The organism is Hydrogenophaga crassostreae (assembly GCF_001761385.1).
Classification (GTDB): domain Bacteria; phylum Pseudomonadota; class Gammaproteobacteria; order Burkholderiales; family Burkholderiaceae_C; genus Hydrogenophaga; species Hydrogenophaga crassostreae.
On record NZ_CP017476.1, the window covers coordinates 1461500 to 1478597 of the forward strand.

17 protein-coding genes are annotated in these 17098 nt (G+C 60.6%); 9 read left to right on the forward strand and 8 right to left on the reverse strand.

Annotation, left to right across the window (positions count from 1 at the left end; all coding sequences use genetic code 11):
- The first annotated feature begins 88 nt into the window (after nucleotides 1–88).
- The 3 genes from ettA to LPB072_RS06800 all read left to right on the forward strand — a co-directional run bounded on the left by ettA (nucleotide 89) and on the right by LPB072_RS06800 (nucleotide 3980).
- Nucleotides 89–1750, forward strand: coding sequence for an energy-dependent translational throttle protein EttA (gene ettA, locus LPB072_RS06790; RefSeq protein ID WP_066093098.1), 1662 nt, complete (start codon nucleotides 89–91; stop codon nucleotides 1748–1750).
- A 159-nt stretch (nucleotides 1751–1909) separates the two neighbouring features.
- Entirely contained in the window at nucleotides 1910–2449 is a 540-nt protein-coding gene (locus LPB072_RS06795) for a DUF1415 domain-containing protein (RefSeq protein ID WP_082877074.1), read from the forward strand.
- A gap of 148 nt (nucleotides 2450–2597) precedes the next feature.
- The gene (locus LPB072_RS06800; protein WP_066093104.1) at nucleotides 2598–3980 is read left to right on the forward strand and encodes a DUF1631 family protein; all 1383 of its coding nucleotides are present in this window, start codon (nucleotides 2598–2600) and stop codon (nucleotides 3978–3980) included.
- Nucleotides 3981–3995: 15 nt separating this feature from the next.
- On the opposite strand, the gene LPB072_RS06805 is transcribed toward LPB072_RS06800, so the two are convergent.
- From LPB072_RS06805 to LPB072_RS06815, 3 genes are read right to left on the reverse strand one after another with little or no spacing between them, the layout of a single operon-like run.
- Complete coding sequence (locus tag LPB072_RS06805) at nucleotides 3996–5330, reverse strand: TAXI family TRAP transporter solute-binding subunit (protein ID WP_066093107.1); 1335 nt, start codon at nucleotides 5328–5330, stop codon at nucleotides 3996–3998.
- A gap of 41 nt (nucleotides 5331–5371) precedes the next feature.
- Nucleotides 5372–6751 carry a heavy metal sensor histidine kinase gene (locus LPB072_RS06810; RefSeq protein ID WP_066093110.1) on the reverse strand — a complete coding sequence of 460 codons (1380 nt, stop codon included), beginning with the start codon at nucleotides 6749–6751 and terminating at the stop codon, nucleotides 5372–5374.
- Nucleotides 6748–7434: a heavy metal response regulator transcription factor gene (locus tag LPB072_RS06815; RefSeq protein ID WP_066093114.1), complete on the reverse strand. Its 687-nt coding sequence runs from the start codon at nucleotides 7432–7434 to the stop codon at nucleotides 6748–6750. The genes LPB072_RS06810 and LPB072_RS06815 overlap by 4 nt, the downstream gene beginning before the upstream one ends.
- A 101-nt stretch (nucleotides 7435–7535) precedes the next feature.
- On the opposite strand from LPB072_RS06815, the gene LPB072_RS06820 reads away from it, so the two are divergent.
- From LPB072_RS06820 to LPB072_RS06845, 6 genes are all read left to right on the forward strand, one after another.
- Nucleotides 7536–8678, forward strand: a complete 1143-nt coding sequence (locus tag LPB072_RS06820) for a TolC family protein (protein ID WP_157559244.1) — start codon at nucleotides 7536–7538, stop codon at nucleotides 8676–8678.
- A 16-nt stretch (nucleotides 8679–8694) separates the two neighbouring features.
- Nucleotides 8695–10137, forward strand: coding sequence for a multicopper oxidase family protein (locus LPB072_RS06825; protein WP_066093120.1), 1443 nt, complete (start codon nucleotides 8695–8697; stop codon nucleotides 10135–10137).
- A 64-nt stretch (nucleotides 10138–10201) separates the two neighbouring features.
- Entirely contained in the window at nucleotides 10202–10717 is a 516-nt protein-coding gene (locus LPB072_RS06830; protein ID WP_066093639.1) for a cupredoxin domain-containing protein, read from the forward strand.
- Nucleotides 10714–11217: a DUF411 domain-containing protein gene (locus LPB072_RS06835; protein ID WP_066093123.1), complete on the forward strand. Its 504-nt coding sequence runs from the start codon at nucleotides 10714–10716 to the stop codon at nucleotides 11215–11217. Before LPB072_RS06830 ends, LPB072_RS06835 begins: the two co-directional genes overlap by 4 nt.
- Nucleotides 11218–11235: 18 nt before the next feature.
- Nucleotides 11236–11583 (forward strand): copper-binding protein, encoded by a 348-nt coding sequence (locus tag LPB072_RS06840; protein ID WP_066093126.1) that lies wholly within the window; start codon nucleotides 11236–11238, stop codon nucleotides 11581–11583.
- 18 nt (nucleotides 11584–11601) lie between these two features.
- Nucleotides 11602–12138 carry a metal-dependent hydrolase gene (locus LPB072_RS06845; protein WP_066093130.1) on the forward strand — a complete coding sequence of 179 codons (537 nt, stop codon included), beginning with the start codon at nucleotides 11602–11604 and terminating at the stop codon, nucleotides 12136–12138.
- A 12-nt stretch (nucleotides 12139–12150) separates the two neighbouring features.
- On the opposite strand, the gene LPB072_RS06850 is transcribed toward LPB072_RS06845, so the two are convergent.
- The 5 genes from LPB072_RS06850 to LPB072_RS06870 all read right to left on the reverse strand — a co-directional run bounded on the left by LPB072_RS06850 (nucleotide 12151) and on the right by LPB072_RS06870 (nucleotide 17077).
- On the reverse strand, nucleotides 12151–12924 hold the full coding sequence (locus LPB072_RS06850) for a DUF1223 domain-containing protein (protein ID WP_082877039.1): 774 nt from the start codon (nucleotides 12922–12924) through the stop codon (nucleotides 12151–12153).
- A gap of 106 nt (nucleotides 12925–13030) precedes the next feature.
- Nucleotides 13031–13765, reverse strand: a complete 735-nt coding sequence (locus LPB072_RS06855) for a transglutaminase-like domain-containing protein (protein WP_066093136.1) — start codon at nucleotides 13763–13765, stop codon at nucleotides 13031–13033.
- Nucleotides 13766–13973: 208 nt separating this feature from the next.
- Nucleotides 13974–14729, reverse strand: coding sequence for an amino acid ABC transporter ATP-binding protein (locus tag LPB072_RS06860; RefSeq protein WP_066093139.1), 756 nt, complete (start codon nucleotides 14727–14729; stop codon nucleotides 13974–13976).
- 47 nt (nucleotides 14730–14776) lie between these two features.
- A complete protein-coding gene (locus LPB072_RS06865; protein ID WP_066093142.1) occupies nucleotides 14777–15880 on the reverse strand; it encodes an amino acid ABC transporter permease in 1104 nt (367 codons plus the stop codon).
- A gap of 12 nt (nucleotides 15881–15892) precedes the next feature.
- Nucleotides 15893–17077, reverse strand: a complete 1185-nt coding sequence (locus LPB072_RS06870) for an amino acid ABC transporter permease (protein WP_066093145.1) — start codon at nucleotides 17075–17077, stop codon at nucleotides 15893–15895.
- Nucleotides 17078–17098: the final 21 nt, after the last annotated feature.

Below are 17098 nucleotides of genomic sequence, written 5' to 3' on the forward strand. Positions count from 1 at the left end.
TTCGCGGGCAGCCACTTCCCACAATCCCAGCAGCGGCCTTGAAGTCTTCAAGGCCTGTTTCTGCTGCGTTTCATTCAGGTGACCAAACATGGCGCAATACGTCTTTTCCATGAACCGGGTCGGCAAAATCGTGCCCCCGAAGCGACAAATCCTGAAAGACATCTCGTTGTCTTTCTTCCCTGGGGCCAAGATCGGCGTCTTGGGCACCAACGGCTCGGGCAAGTCCACCTTGCTCAAGATCATGGCCGGCATCGACAAGGAAATCGAAGGCGAGGCCATTCCAATGCCCGGTATCCGCATCGGCTACCTGCCGCAAGAGCCGCAGTTGAACCCCGAGCAAAACGTGCGTGAAGCGGTTGAAGAGAGCCTGGGCGAAGTGCGCTCCGCGCAAAAGCGCCTGGACGAGGTGTACGCCGCTTACGCTGAAGAAGACGCTGATTTTGATGCCTTGGCCGCCGAACAGGCCAAGCTGGAAGCCATCATTTCCACCGCCGGTACCGATAGCGAACACCAGATAGAGATCGCCGCCGATGCGTTGCGCCTGCCCCCATGGGATGCGAAAGTGGGTCTGCTCTCCGGTGGTGAGAAGCGCCGTGTGGCGCTGTGCTGCTTGCTGCTCTCCAAGCCCGACATGCTGTTGCTCGACGAACCGACCAACCACCTGGACGCCGAATCGGTGGACTGGCTGGAGCAGTTCCTGGCCCGTTTCCCCGGCACCGTGGTGGCGATTACCCACGATCGTTACTTCCTCGACAACGCGGCCGAGTGGATTCTCGAACTCGATCGCGGCAGCGGTCACCCCTACAAAGGCAACTACTCCAGCTGGCTGGAGCAAAAGGAAGCCCGACTGGGCCAGGAACAGCGCACCGAAGACGCCCGTTCCAAGGCCATGAAGAAAGAACTGGAGTGGGTGCGCCAGAACCCCAAGGGCCGTCAGGCCAAGAGCAAGGCGCGCTTGGCGCGCTTTGAAGAGTTGAGCGATGTCGACTACCAAAAGCGCAACGAAACCAACGAGATCTTCATCCCTGTGGCCGAACGCCTGGGCAATGAAGTGTTCGAGTTCAAGAACGTCAGCAAGAGCTTTGGCGACCGTGTGCTGATCGACAACCTGAGTTTCCAGATTCCTGCGGGCGCCATCGTCGGCATCATCGGCCCCAACGGCGCCGGCAAGTCGACGCTCTTCAAGCTGATCAGCGGCAAAGAGCAGCCGGACAGCGGTGAAGTGAAGATTGGCCAGACCGTGAAGATGGCCGTGGTGGACCAGAGCCGCGAAGACCTGTCGAACGAAAAGACCGTCTGGCAAGACATCTCGGGCGGTCTGGACATGATCACCGTGGGCAAGTTCCAGATGCCGAGCCGCGCGTATTGCGGTCGCTTCAACTTTTCAGGCGGTGATCAGCAAAAGCGCGTTGGCAGCCTCTCCGGCGGTGAACGCGGCCGTTTGCACCTCGCCAAGACGCTGGCCGAAGGTGGCAACGTGTTGCTGCTGGATGAGCCATCGAACGACCTGGACGTGGAAACCCTTCGCGCCCTGGAAGAAGCCTTGCTGGAGTTCGCAGGTTGCGCGCTGGTCATCAGCCATGATCGCTGGTTCCTGGACCGCATCGCCACCCACATCCTGGCCGCCGAAGGCGACAGCCAGTGGACCTTCTTCAACGGCAACTACCAGGAATACGAAGCCGACAAGAAGAAACGTCTGGGCGAAGAGGGCGCGAAACCCAAGCGGGCCCGGTTCAAGAGTTTGGCTTAACCCCCAGCGTCGCCTGCGGCGCCACACCCCTGCCAGGGGGGCAACGCTGGCGGCCCGGCGAAGCCGGTTCCGCGGCGTTCTGGCTTGGGGCATTTCGCGCCGGAAGGGGGTTTCCTTTTCCGGCGCTCCTGTTTCTCACTTCTTTCTTTCACCATGAACCTGACCGACGAACAAGTGCTTGCCGATACCCGCCGCTGGATCGAGAAGGCGGTGATCGGGCTCAACCTGTGCCCGTTTGCCCGGGCGGTGTACGTGAAGAACCAGGTGCGCATCGTGGTGAGCCATGCTCGGCATCTCGATGCTTTTCTGGATGAGCTCGACGCCGAACTGACCTTGCTCAAGGACACCCCGGCCGAAGAGGTTGACACCACCTTGCTGGTGCATCCCTCATTGTTCCCCGACTTCATGGTGTTCAACGATTTCCTCAATGTGGTCGACGATGTGGTGGCCGAGCACGGGCTCGAGGGCGTGATTCAGGTGGCGAGCTTTCACCCGCAATTTCAGTTCGAAGGCGTGGAGGCCGACGACATTTCCAATGCCACGAACCGCGCGCCTTTTCCGATACTGCATTTGCTGCGCGAAGACAGCGTTGAGCGGGCGATCGAATCGGACGCGGGTGACGCCGAAAAGATTGTGGACCGCAATATTGCCACCCTGCGTGAGCTGGGCGCCGAGGGCTGGAAGAGGTTGCTTGATTGATTGCCTGACGGCCGCGGGCTCCCGAGCCCGGTAGATGGGCCTGTCGCAGGATTGACGGTGGTTTCCCCCGGTTTTTCGGCCTTATCAGCCCCATCTACTCACTGAAAATGGAAGGGAGTCAGTATCCCTTCAACCTTCCATTTACCCCATGAGTGATCGCCTAGATGGCGCTTTTGGCGCATGCATGCAGTTCGCAGCCTTGCAGGCCCGTGCTTGGGTGCCTCGTTGGCTGACCCAGTTGAGCTCGGCCCTGCTTCAGCAGGAGGGCGGCGCACGCAGTTTCAAAGAGAAGCAGGCCTTTGGTCGCGCCCGAACGGTTTTGGCGACCTACAGGGAGCAAGTGGCCTCTCGGTTGCTGGCTGAAATCGACCTGCTGGTTCGTGATGCCCAACCCGAAGCTGCCACGGAGGCCGGAACTCGAAAACCCGTGCGTTTCAATTTGGACGACTTGACCTTGGTGGACCATGGTCAGGTCCAGGAGAAGGTGGATCTTTCGCGGACGCAGCACGTGGTGAGGATGACCGCCGAAGAATCTGCCTCCAGCCTCAATGCCATGCTGTCGAGCGCTCGTGGGCTGGCGGTGGTGCGGGGAGATGTCAATCCGTTTTTGCCAGATGCCATTGTTTCGGCTTTGGCTCGTGCATTGGCCACCTTGCATCTGGATGAAGGCGTTCGATCGGTGTGGATGCAGGCGGGGGCCGTGCCGCTGGGTGAGGCTTTGACGCAGTTTTACGGTGAGATTGCCCAGTTTTTACGGCAACGGGGCATCGAGCCGGCGGGCTATCTGCTGGTTCAAAAAACAGCTTCGGGCAGGCCTGCTCCCGCAGTGAAGCACGATAGCGGAGCGCACAGCGACGCGGACAGCATTCCCCTTTCTGGAATGCCTGGCCATGGGCCTCAGTTAACGCTGCGCCATTTGCAGACCCTGCTGGCTGGCAACCTCAATGGTTCAGGAGCAGAGCACGCCGATGGCTCCGGTTTGAGCAATGGCCTGGCTTATCCGCTTGCAGCGGAGGTGGTGGCGTTGATGCTGCGCGAGGTGGCTGAGGAAAAGCGATTGCTGCGGACCGTGCGTGACCTTGTGCAGCGGCTTCGTCCTGGATTGATGCAGCTCGCGCGCAACGACCCTCGGTTCTTTGCCGACCCATCCAATTCGGCCCAGCAATTGCTGGATGCCATCACACGCCAGGGCCTGGTTTTCACCAGCGAGCAGGATTCAGGGTTTGTCGAATTCGCCGAGCGCACAGGCCGCGTGGTGGGCGCGCTGCAATCGGTGGATACCGAGTGGCCAACGCGCTTGCGGGCGTCGCTTCAACGTTTTCTGCCCGCTGCCGGGGCCCATGCTACTACCCGTGAGGCGGACTTAGCGTCGACGCAATCGCAGTTCCAGCGGCGTGCGGTGGCCGCTTGTGGTACCCGGGTCCGTGACGATGAGGCCGACGATGAGCCGCCCGCGTTTCTGGACACCATCCCGATGGACCGGGATGCCTTGCATAAAGAGCACCAAACGGTGCCACCAACACATTCATGAGTTTGGCCTGAGGCCTCAGCTTCTGCGCTGCAGTTTCTTGCGCACCAAACCAATGTTGTTGCGCAGGGCGTAGAGTTCGTCGGTATATGACAGCGGCACCACGACTTGTTCCACGTTGTGCTCCAGAGCGTCCAGATCGCTCAACAGCTGGTCGGCTGAAGATCCGGGGGCCAGTTCCTTGATTTCCTGCTCGATCATGCGCAACTGGCCATACCAGCGGAACACGCGTGAGCGAATACGGAACTCGTAAAGCGGTGGAACGATGCGCGAGAGCGGCAGCGCCAGCGCGATGATCAGGCCCATGGCCAACCACATGCGTTCGACCAGGTTGGCCAACCAGAATGGGAGGTAACGCTGCAAGAAAGGAGGGCCGTTGCGGATGGCGCGCACGGCCTCGGGCGACAGCGGTACTTCGCTGTGTTCCAGGCTGGGGTATTCCCGCGCGCGATTGAACCAACCAGCCCCGCCGTGCAGGTTCATGGCCGCTTGAGCGAACAACTGAACGATGGCAGGGTGTGTTCTGGCGCTGGCGAGCAAGCTGGTGGTCGAGGCAACCAGGCGCATGTCGCGCTCCGGAATGTTTTTGGACAGATCGACCACGCCTTGGGGCATGACCACCGGCGTCAGATAGCCAAACCGGCGCGAATAGGCTTCGCTCTGCGCAAAATCCATCAGCTGGATGCCGGGCGACTGCAGCAGCATTTGCACCATCAGCGATTCGGGCGCAGACGCGAAGACCACCGCGTCCACCTCTCCTCCCAGGAACGCCACGGTGGCGGGCGTTTGCTCCATCTGACTGAGTGTGAGTTTTTGTGCATCAACCCGGTTGACGTCGAGCAGGGTCGAAAACAGGCGGGGCACGCCGCTGCCGGCGGTGCCCACGTTGACCCGCCAGCCATCGAGCTGGGTCAGACTGTCGACAGTGGTTGCGCCGTTGTTCAGGCGCTGCGCGGCTTCTTCCCGGTAGAAGAACCAGAGCGGTTCCACAAAAAGGCTGCCCAGCGATGCGATGGATTCTTCATCGTCGTAACCAATGTCGGCACTGCCGCCCTGTACAAACCCGATGTCGGCTTTGCCGCTGCGAATGAGCTCCAGGTTTTCCGATGAACCTTGCGAGGGGAGCAAATCAACCGTGATGCCATAGCGTTTGAGGGCCTCGGCATAGTGTTTTCCGAATTCAGCGTATGCGCTTTGGTCAGGTCCGGTGGCGAGTGTGACGTGTTTGGGAGGATTGGGATCGAGCCACCAGTAGGCCAGCGCCAGCAGCAAAACGGTGAGCAGCGCGAACGGGCCGAAAGAAGCGGCCATGTCCCGAAGGGACAGCAGGGTGTAGCGAAGGCTGGTGGACATGGGCGGTACGTTACCACGGGGCGAGCACGTTTCCGGGGGGCTCAGGCGCCAGGAAACCGCAGGCAAAACCGGGTGTTTTCGGCGCTGGAATCCACGCGCACCGAGCCGCCATGGGCCACCATGATGGCCTGGGTGATGGCCAGGCCGAGGCCGGTGCCATCTGACGAGAGGTGCACACGCGATTTGTCCACCCTGTAAAAACGGTCAAAAAGGCGGGGCAGGTGTTCCGGCGCAATGGGAGGGCCTGCGTTTTCCACACACAGCGAGGCTTCGCCCCGCACATGGGTGAGCCGCACCACCACGCGCGATTGTTCGGGCGCATGGCGAATGGCGTTGGAAAGCAGGTTGCTGATCGCGCGGCGCAGCATCAGCTTGTCGCCATGGGCGGTGGCGCTGCCTTCCAGGACCAGGGCGATGCCGCGCTCGTCGGCCACCACATCGTAAAAATCGAACAGGGCCTGCACCTGCTCACGCAACGGCACGGGCTCGCGGTGCGGCAGAGCCAGACCATGTTCGGTCTTGGCCAGCAGCAGCATGTCCGACACCATGCGCCCCAGGCGCTGGAACTCCTCGGCGTTGGATGCCAGCGTCTCGCGGTAGGCGGCGGCGTCTCGTTGTTGGGCCAGGGTGACCTGGGTTTGTGTCAACAGGTTGCTGATCGGGGTTCGCAATTCATGGGCGAGGTCGCTGGAGAATTCGGACAGGCGCTGAAAATCGCTTTGCAGGCGTGCCAGCATGGTGTTGAGGTCGTGTGCCAGTTCGGCCATTTCCACCGGCACGCTTGCCTCCGGCATGCGTTCGTCGAGCTGGTGGGCCGTGACGCGGCGTGCGCGCTCGCGCATGTCGCGCAAGGGCGCCAGGCCGCGCCTGGCTGCCCACCAGGCAAGCAGGCCACTGGCCAGGGCTGCGATCAGGAGATAGACCATGAGCGTGTGCCGCAGCTCTTCCATGAAATGGGTGTGGTGGTGGGTGTCCATGGCGAGCAACAGGGTCAGTGGCCGCAGGTTGGTGTTGCTGAGGTAACTGGCCGAATCGACGACCATGGCGGCGCCTCGAAGTTCGCTGCCTTGCCACGCCCAGTCGGTGGGAAACAGGCTGCCGGTGGATGGCTTCAATCTGGCTGGAAACGGATTGTCTGGCTGGCCAAAAATGGGTGTCTGGCCTTGCTCCAGGCGCAGGTAGAGACCGGTGTGGCTGCGCTGCAGCTCTTCCAGGCGCTGCACCAGCTCTTCGCCATCGCGGCTGCTTGCAACCACTTGCCGCACCAGCGCCACCTTGTCTTCCAGGTACTCGCGGTCCAGATCAACAAAATGGGCCTGGTTGGCACGCATCACCAGCCACCCGAGGCCGCAGAGCACCATCAGCGAAGCCAGGGTATAGAGCAGGGTGAGACGGGCGGTGAGGGTCAGCCGCAGACTCATGTCGACGGCTCCGGTATTTCCAGCACGTAGCCCATACCCCGTACGGTGTGGATCAGCTTGGGTTCAAAGCCTTCGTCCACCTTGGCGCGCAGGCGCCGCACCGCCACGTCGATCACGTTGGTATCGCTGTCGAAGTTGAGGTCCCAGACCTGTGAGGCGATCAGCGAGCGGGGCAGCACTTCACCCTGGCGTCTCATCAGGAGCTCCAGCAGGCTGAACTCCTTGGCCGTGAGGTCGATGCGTTTGCCTGAGCGTGTGACACGGCGGCGCAGCAAATCCAGCGCCAGGTCGGCCAGCTGCAAAGTGGTGGGCTCCAGCCCAATGCGGCCTCGCCTGAGGATCACGCGAACCCTCGCCAGCAACTCGGCAAAGGAAAAGGGCTTGACCAGGTAATCGTCCGCGCCGAGCTCCAGTCCGTGCACCCGGTCTTCGACCTGATCGCGGGCGGTGAGAAAGAGCACAGGCATCTCACGACCCATGCTGCGCAGTCTTTTGAGCACCTGCCAGCCGTCGAGCCCGGGCAGCATCACGTCGAGGATCACCAGGTCGTGCTGGCCTTCCAGTGCAAGGTGCAGACCATCGTCGCCACGGTTGGCAAGGTCAACCGTGAATCCCGCTTCGCGCAGGCCCTGGCGCAGGTATTCGCCCGTTTTGGGTTCGTCTTCAACAATCAGTATGTTCACAAAGCGTAGTGTGCCCGCTGAGTGAGGGCCAGAACGCAAGATGACAGATTTGTCATCTTTCAGACAGGTGCCTGTGGGGGGGCCGTGACCACAATGGGCTCATGCCAAATCAAATGATTCACCGTGTGCATTTCTTTGTCGCACTTGCCTGTCGCAAGACATGGCGCCCATTGGCCTTGGGCCTGCTGCTGACGTCAGGCAACGCTTGGGCGCAGAGCGCGGGCGAAGCGCCGAAGTTGCAGGACTGGCGTGCGGCCAATGAGGCGGTGGCACAGTTCAAGCGCGGTCATATCGACTTGCTCAAATGGGAGCGCAGCAATTTGCCCAATGAAGCGCCTGCGCCCGATGTCAGGGCTGACCTGATGCTGGAGGCGCCTGCGCAAGCGGTGCGCGAAGCCTGGAAGCGCCACCCTGGTTTAAGGGGTGTGCAAAGCAAGCTTGGTGCGGCTGCCACACTGCTGGTGGCCGAAGGGCGGCTGGAGGCCGTGGATCCCGGACTGCAGCGCCGTATCGAGGGCATGGATGAGTTGCTGGAAGTCGCCGTGGATGCCCGTAAGACATGGATTGAAGCCGTCGCGGCCCGTAAGGTGCTGCGCTTCCGTGAGGCTGCCTTGACCAGCGCAGAAGCCGGCAGCGAGCTGGGCCGGCGCATGGTCAGCGTGGGCAACTGGAGCCCCTTGCAGGCCACGCCGTTTCAGTTGGCCACCGCCACAGCCCGCATGGACCTGATCCGGGCGCGATTGGCCGCAGCTGAAGCTGATGGTGCTTTGCGCCAGCTTTTGAAACTTGGCGGGAATTCGGTCGTCTTGGGCTTGCCAGGCGACTTCCCCGAACTGCCGGCCAAGGCCATGGGACAAGACCAATGGACCCAGCATCTGGATGCGGTGCAGGCTCAACTGCCGGGCGTGACCGCTACCCGGAACCGGGTGGCCGCACAACGGGCATTTGGGTTTTACAGCGCCAGCCATGGGTTGGCGCTCATTCACCGAGATGAGGTATTGAAGCTGCGCCGTTTTGTCGCCGAAGAGACCGTGCTGCATTACAACGGCATGCTCAAGAGCGTCTGGGATCTGCTTGGTGAGGTGCGCAACCAGGCCGTCGCCGAGATCGATGCCATCGATGCCCAGCGTGATTTCTGGCTGGCGGAGGCCGATTTCCAGTGGACGCTGCAAGGCGGTGCCCCCACCAGTTTTGTTTCGCTGGGCGGCGGCAGCGCCAATGGCGACGGTCCCGCTGCGCATTGACTCAGGAAACATCCCAATGAACCAACCCAATTCCCGTCGACAGTTTTTTGCCGGTGCAGCCGCTTCGGTGGCCGGCCTGGCCGTGGCCCGTTCGGCGTTTGCCGGTCTGCCCGAACCGGTGATTCAGACCTCAGGCAGCATGGCGCCGCCGTTGGTGCCTCAAACCGGGCGGCCCTATAACCCGGTGGTCACGCTCAATGGCTGGACATTGCCCTGGCGCATGAACAACAACGTCAAGGAATTCCACCTGGTGGCCGAGCCGGTGGTGCGCGAAGTGTCCAAAGGCTTCAAAGTCAACATGTGGGGCTACAACGGCCAGAGCCCGGGACCGACCATTGAAGTGGTCGAGGGCGATCGCGTGCGCATCTTCGTGACCAACAAATTGCCCGAGCACACCTCGGTGCATTGGCACGGTCAGCGTCTGCCCAACGGAATGGACGGGGTATCGGGTTTGAACCAGCGCGCCATCCCTGTGGGCAAAACCTATGTGTACGAATTCGTGGCGCGCCGCCCGGGCACTTTCATGTACCACCCGCATGCCGATGAGATGACGCAAATGGCCATGGGCATGATGGGCATGTGGGTCACCCACCCCAAGGCCAAGCACCCTCACATCGCCGAGGTGGACCGCGATTTCTGCTTCATGCTGAACGCCTTTGACGTTGAGCCCGGCAGCCGAACGCCCATGGTCAACACCATGACCGACTTCAACATCTGGTGCTGGAACAGCCGCGTGTTTCCCGATATCGATACGCTCAACGTTCGGTTGAACGACAAGGTGCGCATCCGCGTGGGCAACCTCACCATGACCAACCACCCCATCCACCTGCACGGCCACGAATTTGAAGTGACCGGGACCGACGGTGGCCCCACCCCGCCGGGTTCTCGCTGGCCGGAGGTGACCACCGATGTGGCCGTGGGTCAGATGCGCCAGATCGAGCTGCTGGCCGACGAAGAGGGCGACTGGGCGATGCACTGCCACAAGAGCCACCATACGATGAACGCGATGGGACATGCGGTGCCGACCATGATCGGTATCGACCACCGCGGCATCGTCGCCAAGATCAACAAGGTGGCGCCTGACTACATGGTGATGGGTGAGCGGGGCATGGCGGACATGGGCGAGATGGAGATGCAGATTCCCGACAACACCGCACCCATGATGACCGGTACGGGTCAATACGGTGCGCTGGAGATGGGCGGTATGTTTAACGTGTTCAAGGTGCGAAAAGACCAGAAACAGGGCGATTACAGCGACCCGGGTGCCTACAGGCACCCGCCTGGTACCTCGGCCTTTGAATACGCCGGTGTTTTGCCTGAAGCAGCGCGTTTTCAGTCAGAAGTGAAGGCGGGTGGACAGCCTGTGCCCGGGCTGAACAATCCGCTATCTGGCAAAGTCGAAAAACAATCACCTGTCAACGCCACTGCGGTGAAACCAAAAGGCCCGGGCAAGCATTGAGGCGTGCTCTGTATTGACCGCCCAGGAACCACTGGCCAATCCCCCAATCAAAATGCTGAAACCCATGACCATGATCCGTAAGTTCTCTCCTTTGCTGTTGTCACTGTCACTTGTGGGGGCTGTTCCCGCATGGGCCCATGGTGAGGAAACGCATGTGAAAGCCGCCGTCCCCATGAAGATGGAGCAAAAACCTTGGGGCATTGGCGGCCAGGCCAAGGATGTGAAGCGCACCATCGAGATCAAGATGCTGGACAGCATGCGATTCACCCCGGACCACATTGAAGTGTCACAAGGCGATACGGTTCGCCTGACCATGACCAACACAGGTGCAGTCATGCACGAGATGGTGTTGGGCACACAGGTGGATCTGAACGAGCATGCTGCGCTGATGAAGCGGTTCCCCAACATGGAGCATGACGAGCCATACATGGCCCATGTGCCGCCAGGAAAAACGGGCGACATCATCTGGACCTTCAACCGCCCCGGTGATTTTGACTTTGCGTGTTTGTTGCCTGGTCATTTTGAAGCCGGCATGGTCGGCAAGATTGTTGTCAAACCATCGAATGGAGCCAAAAAATGAACAAGCCCATCGCCACAAGAGAGCCTGTCCCCGGGCTGCGTCGCCGCCACCTGGGCGCCTTGTTGGTCGCCACCTGTTTACCGGGCTGGGCTTGGGCGCAGACAATTGCGAAAGCCCCATCGCCCCTGGTTCAGGTCTGGAAGGATCCGAACTGCGGTTGCTGCAAAGACTGGATTGCGCACATGGAAAAAGGCGGATTTCGCAGCCAGACCTTCGATGTCGGCAATACCGCGATGCGGGCGCGCCTGGGCATGCCGCAGCAACTCGGCTCTTGCCACACCGCGCTGATCGATGGCTATGTGATCGAAGGGCATGTGCCCGCCAGCGATATCCAGCGGCTGCTCAAGGAGCGCCCCAAGGCGCTCGGCCTCTCGGTTCCCCGCATGCCGGTGGGTTCCCCTGGTATGGATGGCCCGGCGTATGGGGGACGAAAAGATCCCTTCGAGGTATTGCTGGTTGACCGCGATGGCACCACTGCTGTGTTTAGCCGCTACAACTGAACTGAAGGAAAATCCACCATGAAGCTTCCCGTTGCCAGCACTCTGGCCACCCTGATGGTCGTGTCTATGGGTGTCACACTGCCCGCCGCTGCCCAGACGGCTGTTGCCGCAGCAGCTGAACCGACGACCATGGCTGCACCAGCCGATATGAGCGAAGGCGAAATTCGCAAAATCAGCAAAGACACTGGCAAGCTCACCATCCGTCATGGTGAGATCAAAAACCTCGACATGCCACCCATGACCATGGTGTTTGTCGCCAAAGACCCTGCCATGCTGGATGCGGTTGAGGTGGGCGACAAGGTGCGCTTCGTGGTGATCGAGGAGGGAGGCAAGATGGTGGTCACCGAGCTGCAACCCGCTAGGTAAAGGCGCCGGTTTTTCGCCATGGACATCCTCGCGCACGGTTTGTGGGCAGGGGCTGCGGCCATGGCCATCGCGCCACGCCGCAGGCCGCCTCGCGCGATCTGGATCTGGAGCATTGCCCTTGCGGTATTGCCCGACCTGGGTCACATGTTGCCCGTGACTGGCTGGGCAATGGCGACGCTTTCGAGTGCGGACTGGTGGCAGTACGCCACCGCGTCCCCCGGTCAAGAGCCGCCTATGCCAGAGGCTGTGGGGCTGTGGGCGCACCATTTGCACTGTGTCCTGCACAGCGCCCTTTCCGCTGCTGCGGTGACGGTGCTCGTGTGGTGGCGCTGGCGCATTTTTTGGATGCCCTTGTTGGGTTGGTGGTTGCACATCGTGATCGATGTGTTCACCCATTCGGCCGAGTTTTTCCCGTCACCCGTTTTGTACCCATTGACCTATTGGGGCTTCGACGGCTGGGCCTGGAACCAGCCAGGCGCCTTGCTGCTCAACTACGGCGCGCTGGTCGGGGTCTGGGTGTGGTTGATTCGAGCGCGCATGTTCGGTGTGCGTTAACGCAGCCGGATATCAAGCAGGGCATTGCAAAACCACGCCCTGCACCGGCTGCACCAGGCCCGGTCGGGTGACCACGAAGGCCACGCGCAGGGCGTCAAATTGCGGCCCTTCGGGCAGGTCGAGCTGCAACCGCCGGGGTTCGCTGGCTGTCCACGCAGATACGGGCTGGTACAGACTGACCACGTGGTCATGGGTCAGGGTTTCACCGGCGTTTTCGCCTCGTGTGACCTGGCTGACAAGGCCATCTTGCAATACTGCCCAATACCCTGCCAACGTCGATGCGCCACCGATGGCGCCCACAGCGGCCGTCACCCGGCGGCCCTCCCTGACCAGTTTCAAGGATGGAGTCGACGCTTGGTTGGTCTGCACAGCCATGAGCAAAGTGGCTGGCGTTTCGCCGCGCCAGCCGCGGTGGTCTTGTCCATTGAGCACCACCTGGGGGGTGTAGACGTACTTGCCTTTTTGAACAGCGCGCACTTGGTGCTGGCGCTGCGTGGTGGCCGGCGTGGCGAAGCGGTCTTGCCAGCCCAGGTGGTTCCAGTAGTTGACATGGAAGGCCAACGGCAGGATGCCGGGTTGATCGTTCAAGGTAGACAGCCAGAGGTCGGCGGGTGGGCAGGAACTGCAGCCCTCTGACGTGTAGAGCTCCACCACCATCGGGGGCTTGGCGCCCGACGTGGCTTCGCATACCGCGGCCTGTGCCAGTGGTGCCAGCAGCAATCCGGCGGCAAGGGCCATCGCGGCTCCCCGGCTGCGCAGCGAGCGGCAGGAATGGCGTGTGTTCATGGGTGTCTCCTTGTTCTGGAGTCGTGGGTCGCCACGGAAGGGAAATTCTTACAACGGCGAGGGGCTGTTTGTGCCGTCTGATTCCAAAAAAAGGCGGTCGACTCGCTCAGATCTGGCCCCTGGCCGGCGGGGCGCTTCCCAGGCGTATGCGGGCCACATTGCGGTTCATGCCTTTTCGGATGATGTGCCTGTACAGCCAGCTTTTCACACCGCTCAGGTTGCCGCCTTGTTGCGCATAGAAGCTGTCTGGATTGACGTAAACGCCCAGATCCTGGCAGATACCCGCCTTCTGGATGTAGGTGTGCGTGCCGCGCCATTCCACGGCTGGAGATTGAAGATTCGGTGTGGCCGCGCCAAAGCCACTGAACGACCTTGCTTCCGGAAAGCGTTGCTGCAAAGCGTGGAGGTAGGGTTGGTCAAGAATGAACCCTTCAAGGTTCAGCCATTGGCCATCGACCTGAACCTCTACCCAGCTGTGAACAATTTCGGCTGGCGCGAGGTGGTAGGCCATGCCAGTGACCGCTCCTTTTTGCAGCGCCTTGTCTATGGTGAACCCATGAAGGCGGCAGGCGATCCCTGTTGCCCGGAGCAATGCCATCAGCAAGGTGCCTTTGGTGTTGCATTGCCCCATGCCATCGGCCAGCACCCGGGAGGCCGGCAGGTTGTCGCGCTCGTTGTAGCCGAACGCGATTTCGTTGCGAACAAAGTCGTAAATGCGCCCGGTGCGTTCGTGTTCAGACAGGCTCAACCACCGCCGGTCCCTGATCAGACGTTGAATCTCGGGATGCTCAAAATCGAGCAGGGGGGATGGGCTGGAAAGGGCTTCTGTGTGTGGTGTCATTGGGGCGGGCTTGTCGGTGACGGGCTTCGGGTATTGAAAACCCTGTAGTCACTTCAGAGTCAAACCCTCTGGTGGAGAATGCAATGAGCGGTGCGATTGTTGCCATTGCAGGCCACGCACCTGCCTGCCACTGCCGATGGTGATTCCGGTGGCCGGTGCGATCCGGGCTTGCAGTGGTGAGCCTTGCGCGGCCTTCGCCGCGCAGAGTTCAGTGCCCCAGGATTTTGGACAGGAAGTCCTGGCTGCGCTCGTTCTGTGGGTTGTTGAAGAACTCTTCGGGCGTGTTCTGCTCAACGACCTGGCCTTGATCCATGAAGATCACGCGATCGGCCACGGCCTTGGCGAAACCCATTTCGTGGGTCACACAGAGCATGGTCATGCCCTGATCGGTCAGACCGATCATCACATCGAGCACTTCCTTGATCATCTCGGGATCGAGCGCCGAGGTGGGCTCGTCGAACAACATGATCTTGGGCGTCAGACACAGGGAGCGCGCAATGGCCACGCGCTGCTGCTGGCCACCAGAGAGCTGCAGCGGGTATTTGTCGGCATGCTCGGCGATGCGCACGCGCTCCAGTTGAGCCATGGCTTTTTCAATCGCTTCATTGCGCGGCATCTTGGCCACCCAGGTGGGCGAAAGGATCAGGTTTTCCAGCACCGTGAGGTGGGGGAAGAGGTTGAACTGCTGGAACACCATGCCCACTTCGCGGCGCACGCGGTCGACGCCTTTGACGTCGTCACCGACCACGGTGCCGTCCACAATGATCTTGCCCTCCTGGTACTCCTCGAGCGCGTTGATGCAACGGATCAGGGTGGACTTGCCCGAGCCAGACGGGCCACAAATCACGACCTTTTCGCCTTTCGCAAAGCTCAGGTTGATGTCGCGCAGCACATGGTAGCCATTGCTTGGATACCACTTGTTGACGTTTTCGAACTGGATGATGGGGGCGTCGGTGTTGCTCATGAAATTGAGTCTTTCTAATCGAATTGTGTTGCGGTCTGGCGAACTGGTCAGCGGCTTTTGCTCACAGCGGTGCGCTTTTCAACCCACAGGCTGTAGCGCGACATGGCGAAGCAAAAGGCAAAGTAAATCGCAGCGATGAAAAAGAGGCCTTCCATTTTGAATGGCCGCCAGTCGGCGTCGGAATTCAGCGCCAGGCCCACCGCGCCTGTCAGGTCGTAAAGAGAAACGATGGTCACCAATGAGGTGTCTTTGAACATGCCGATGAAGGTGTTCATCAACGAAGGCACCACGGTGGTGAGGGCTTGGGGCAAAACGATCTTGCCCTGGGTTTGCCAGAAGGTCATACCCAAGGTGGCGGCCGCTTCGGTCTGGCCTTTGGGCAGAGCCTGCAGGCCTCCGCGCACAACCTCGGCCATGTAGGCGGCAGAGAACAGCGTGATGCCGACGACCACCCGGATCAACACATCGATGTTGGTGCCGGCGGGCATGAACAAGGGCAACATGAACGAAGCCATGAACAAGATCGTGATCAGCGGAACACCCCTGATCAGCTCGACATAGAGGGTGCAAAGCGTTCGGATCGCTGGCATCTGAGACCGCCGCCCAAGGGCCACCATGATGGCCAGTGGAAAGGCCAGGGTCATGGAGATCACCGTGAGCATCACGGTCAAGGGCAATCCGCCCCACTGGTCGGTGGACACCGCGACAAGGCCGAACACGCCGCCCTTCATGAGGGTGAAGTACACGGCCAGCATGGCAGGCCACATGATCAACAGCGACTTGTTCCAGAAGTTGGGCATGCAGCTTAAAGCCACCACGCCCAGCATCAGACTGGTTGCCGTGATGGGACGCCATTGTTCTTCCTGCGGGTAAAGGCCCAACAGGATCAAGCGGCCTTTTTCGGCAATCACGCCCCAGCAGGCGCCCAGGCCGCGGGCCTTGTTGCAGGCCACAAGATCGGCGCCAAACACGGCGTTGGTGATGCTCCAGCCCGCTGCTTGCGACACGGCAAACAGCACAACGGCCAGCATGAACAGCGTCACGATGCTGTTGATGGGGCTGGAGAACAAATTGGTTTTGAGCCAGAGTACAGCGCCGCTGCTGCTTCCAGGAACGGGGCGTGGTGCGATGGATTGAAAAGTGTCTTGCATGGTTTCGTACGCTTAACGTTCCTGGATTGCTGAACTGGCGTTGAACCAGTTCATGAGCAAGGCTGTGATCAGGGACAAGGTGAGGTACACCGCCATCACGATGGACAAGGCCTCAATGGCTCGCCCTGTCTGGTTCAGCGAAGTGTTGGCAATCGACACAAGGTCGGGGTAACCAATGGCCACCGCAAGTGAAGAGTTTTTGGTCAGGTTGAGGTATTGGCTGGTCAATGGCGGAATGATCACGCGCAAGGCTTGCGGCAATGCGACCAGGCGCATGGCCATGGACTTGGTCAGACCAAGCGAAGCGGCTGCTTCATGTTGACCCAGCGATACCGAGGCAATGCCAGAGCGCACGATTTCAGCGATGAACGAAGCGGTGTAGAGCACCAGACCGACCAGAAGCGAGAGAAATTCCGGACTGAACTTGGTACCACCTTCAACCTGGAAAATTCCCTTTTCAGGCAAGCTCCATTCCGAGGGGGCTCCACCGGCCAGCCAGCCCAGTACCGCCAGACCAATGATGATGGCCAGGGTGACCGGCAGCACCGGTCGGCGTTGACCCGTCTTGTCAAAGTGGCGCTGTGCACTTCGCGCGTAAAAGTAGCTGCCCGCCAAGCCCAGCAAGACGCCGATCAGAGCCAGAGACTGGCCCAGCTTCCAGACCGGCCAGGGGAATGCGAAGCCGCCCTTGCTCAGAAAAGTGTTGCCGATCTCCCAGGCATCGTCAAATGCAGGGAGTGTTTCGGTGAAGATGATGTACCAGATCAGCAGTTGAAGGTAGACGGGGATGTTGCGAAAAATCTCAACATAGACGTAACAGATCTTGCGCACCAGGAAGTTGGTGGAAAAGCGGCCAATGCCCAACAACGTGCCCAGCAGCGTGGCCAGAACGATGCCGATGATCGCCACTTTGAGTGTGTTGGCCAGGCCAATGCCAAAGGCGGTCCAGTAGGTGCTCATCACGTCGTACGGGATGAGGGTTTCGCTGACATCGAAACCGAAGGGCTGTGACATGAAGTCGTAGCCGCTTTGAATGCCGCGCCGGCGCATGTTCTCCAGCGTGTTGGTGACCAGCAGCCAGAGGAATCCGGCAATCGAGGCGATGGCCACGACCTGGTAAATGACGCTGCGGCCTTCGCGGCTGTTCCAGGAAATGGAGCGGGATTTCTTTTTGGGTACTGGTCGAGCTTCGATCATGGGAGGAAAGCTTCCATTTGC

What these genes read in the sequence shown, in the direction of transcription:
- ettA (WP_066093098.1), top strand. Translation starts at nt 89, where the DNA reads ATGGCGCAATACGTCTTTTCCATGAACCGGGTCGGCAAAATCGTGCCC.
- LPB072_RS06800 (WP_066093104.1), top strand. Translation starts at nt 2,598, where the DNA reads ATGAGTGATCGCCTAGATGGCGCTTTTGGCGCATGCATGCAGTTCGCA.
- LPB072_RS06805 (WP_066093107.1), bottom strand. Translation starts at nt 5,330, where the DNA reads ATGTCCACCAGCCTTCGCTACACCCTGCTGTCCCTTCGGGACATGGCC.
- LPB072_RS06810 (WP_066093110.1), bottom strand. Translation starts at nt 6,751, where the DNA reads ATGAGTCTGCGGCTGACCCTCACCGCCCGTCTCACCCTGCTCTATACC.
- LPB072_RS06820 (WP_157559244.1), top strand. Translation starts at nt 7,536, where the DNA reads ATGCCAAATCAAATGATTCACCGTGTGCATTTCTTTGTCGCACTTGCC.
- LPB072_RS06825 (WP_066093120.1), top strand. Translation starts at nt 8,695, where the DNA reads ATGAACCAACCCAATTCCCGTCGACAGTTTTTTGCCGGTGCAGCCGCT.
- LPB072_RS06830 (WP_066093639.1), top strand. Translation starts at nt 10,202, where the DNA reads ATGACCATGATCCGTAAGTTCTCTCCTTTGCTGTTGTCACTGTCACTT.
- LPB072_RS06835 (WP_066093123.1), top strand. Translation starts at nt 10,714, where the DNA reads ATGAACAAGCCCATCGCCACAAGAGAGCCTGTCCCCGGGCTGCGTCGC.
- LPB072_RS06840 (WP_066093126.1), top strand. Translation starts at nt 11,236, where the DNA reads ATGAAGCTTCCCGTTGCCAGCACTCTGGCCACCCTGATGGTCGTGTCT.
- LPB072_RS06845 (WP_066093130.1), top strand. Translation starts at nt 11,602, where the DNA reads ATGGACATCCTCGCGCACGGTTTGTGGGCAGGGGCTGCGGCCATGGCC.
- LPB072_RS06850 (WP_082877039.1), bottom strand. Translation starts at nt 12,924, where the DNA reads ATGAACACACGCCATTCCTGCCGCTCGCTGCGCAGCCGGGGAGCCGCG.
- LPB072_RS06855 (WP_066093136.1), bottom strand. Translation starts at nt 13,765, where the DNA reads ATGACACCACACACAGAAGCCCTTTCCAGCCCATCCCCCCTGCTCGAT.
- LPB072_RS06860 (WP_066093139.1), bottom strand. Translation starts at nt 14,729, where the DNA reads ATGAGCAACACCGACGCCCCCATCATCCAGTTCGAAAACGTCAACAAG.
- LPB072_RS06865 (WP_066093142.1), bottom strand. Translation starts at nt 15,880, where the DNA reads ATGCAAGACACTTTTCAATCCATCGCACCACGCCCCGTTCCTGGAAGC.
- LPB072_RS06870 (WP_066093145.1), bottom strand. Translation starts at nt 17,077, where the DNA reads ATGATCGAAGCTCGACCAGTACCCAAAAAGAAATCCCGCTCCATTTCC.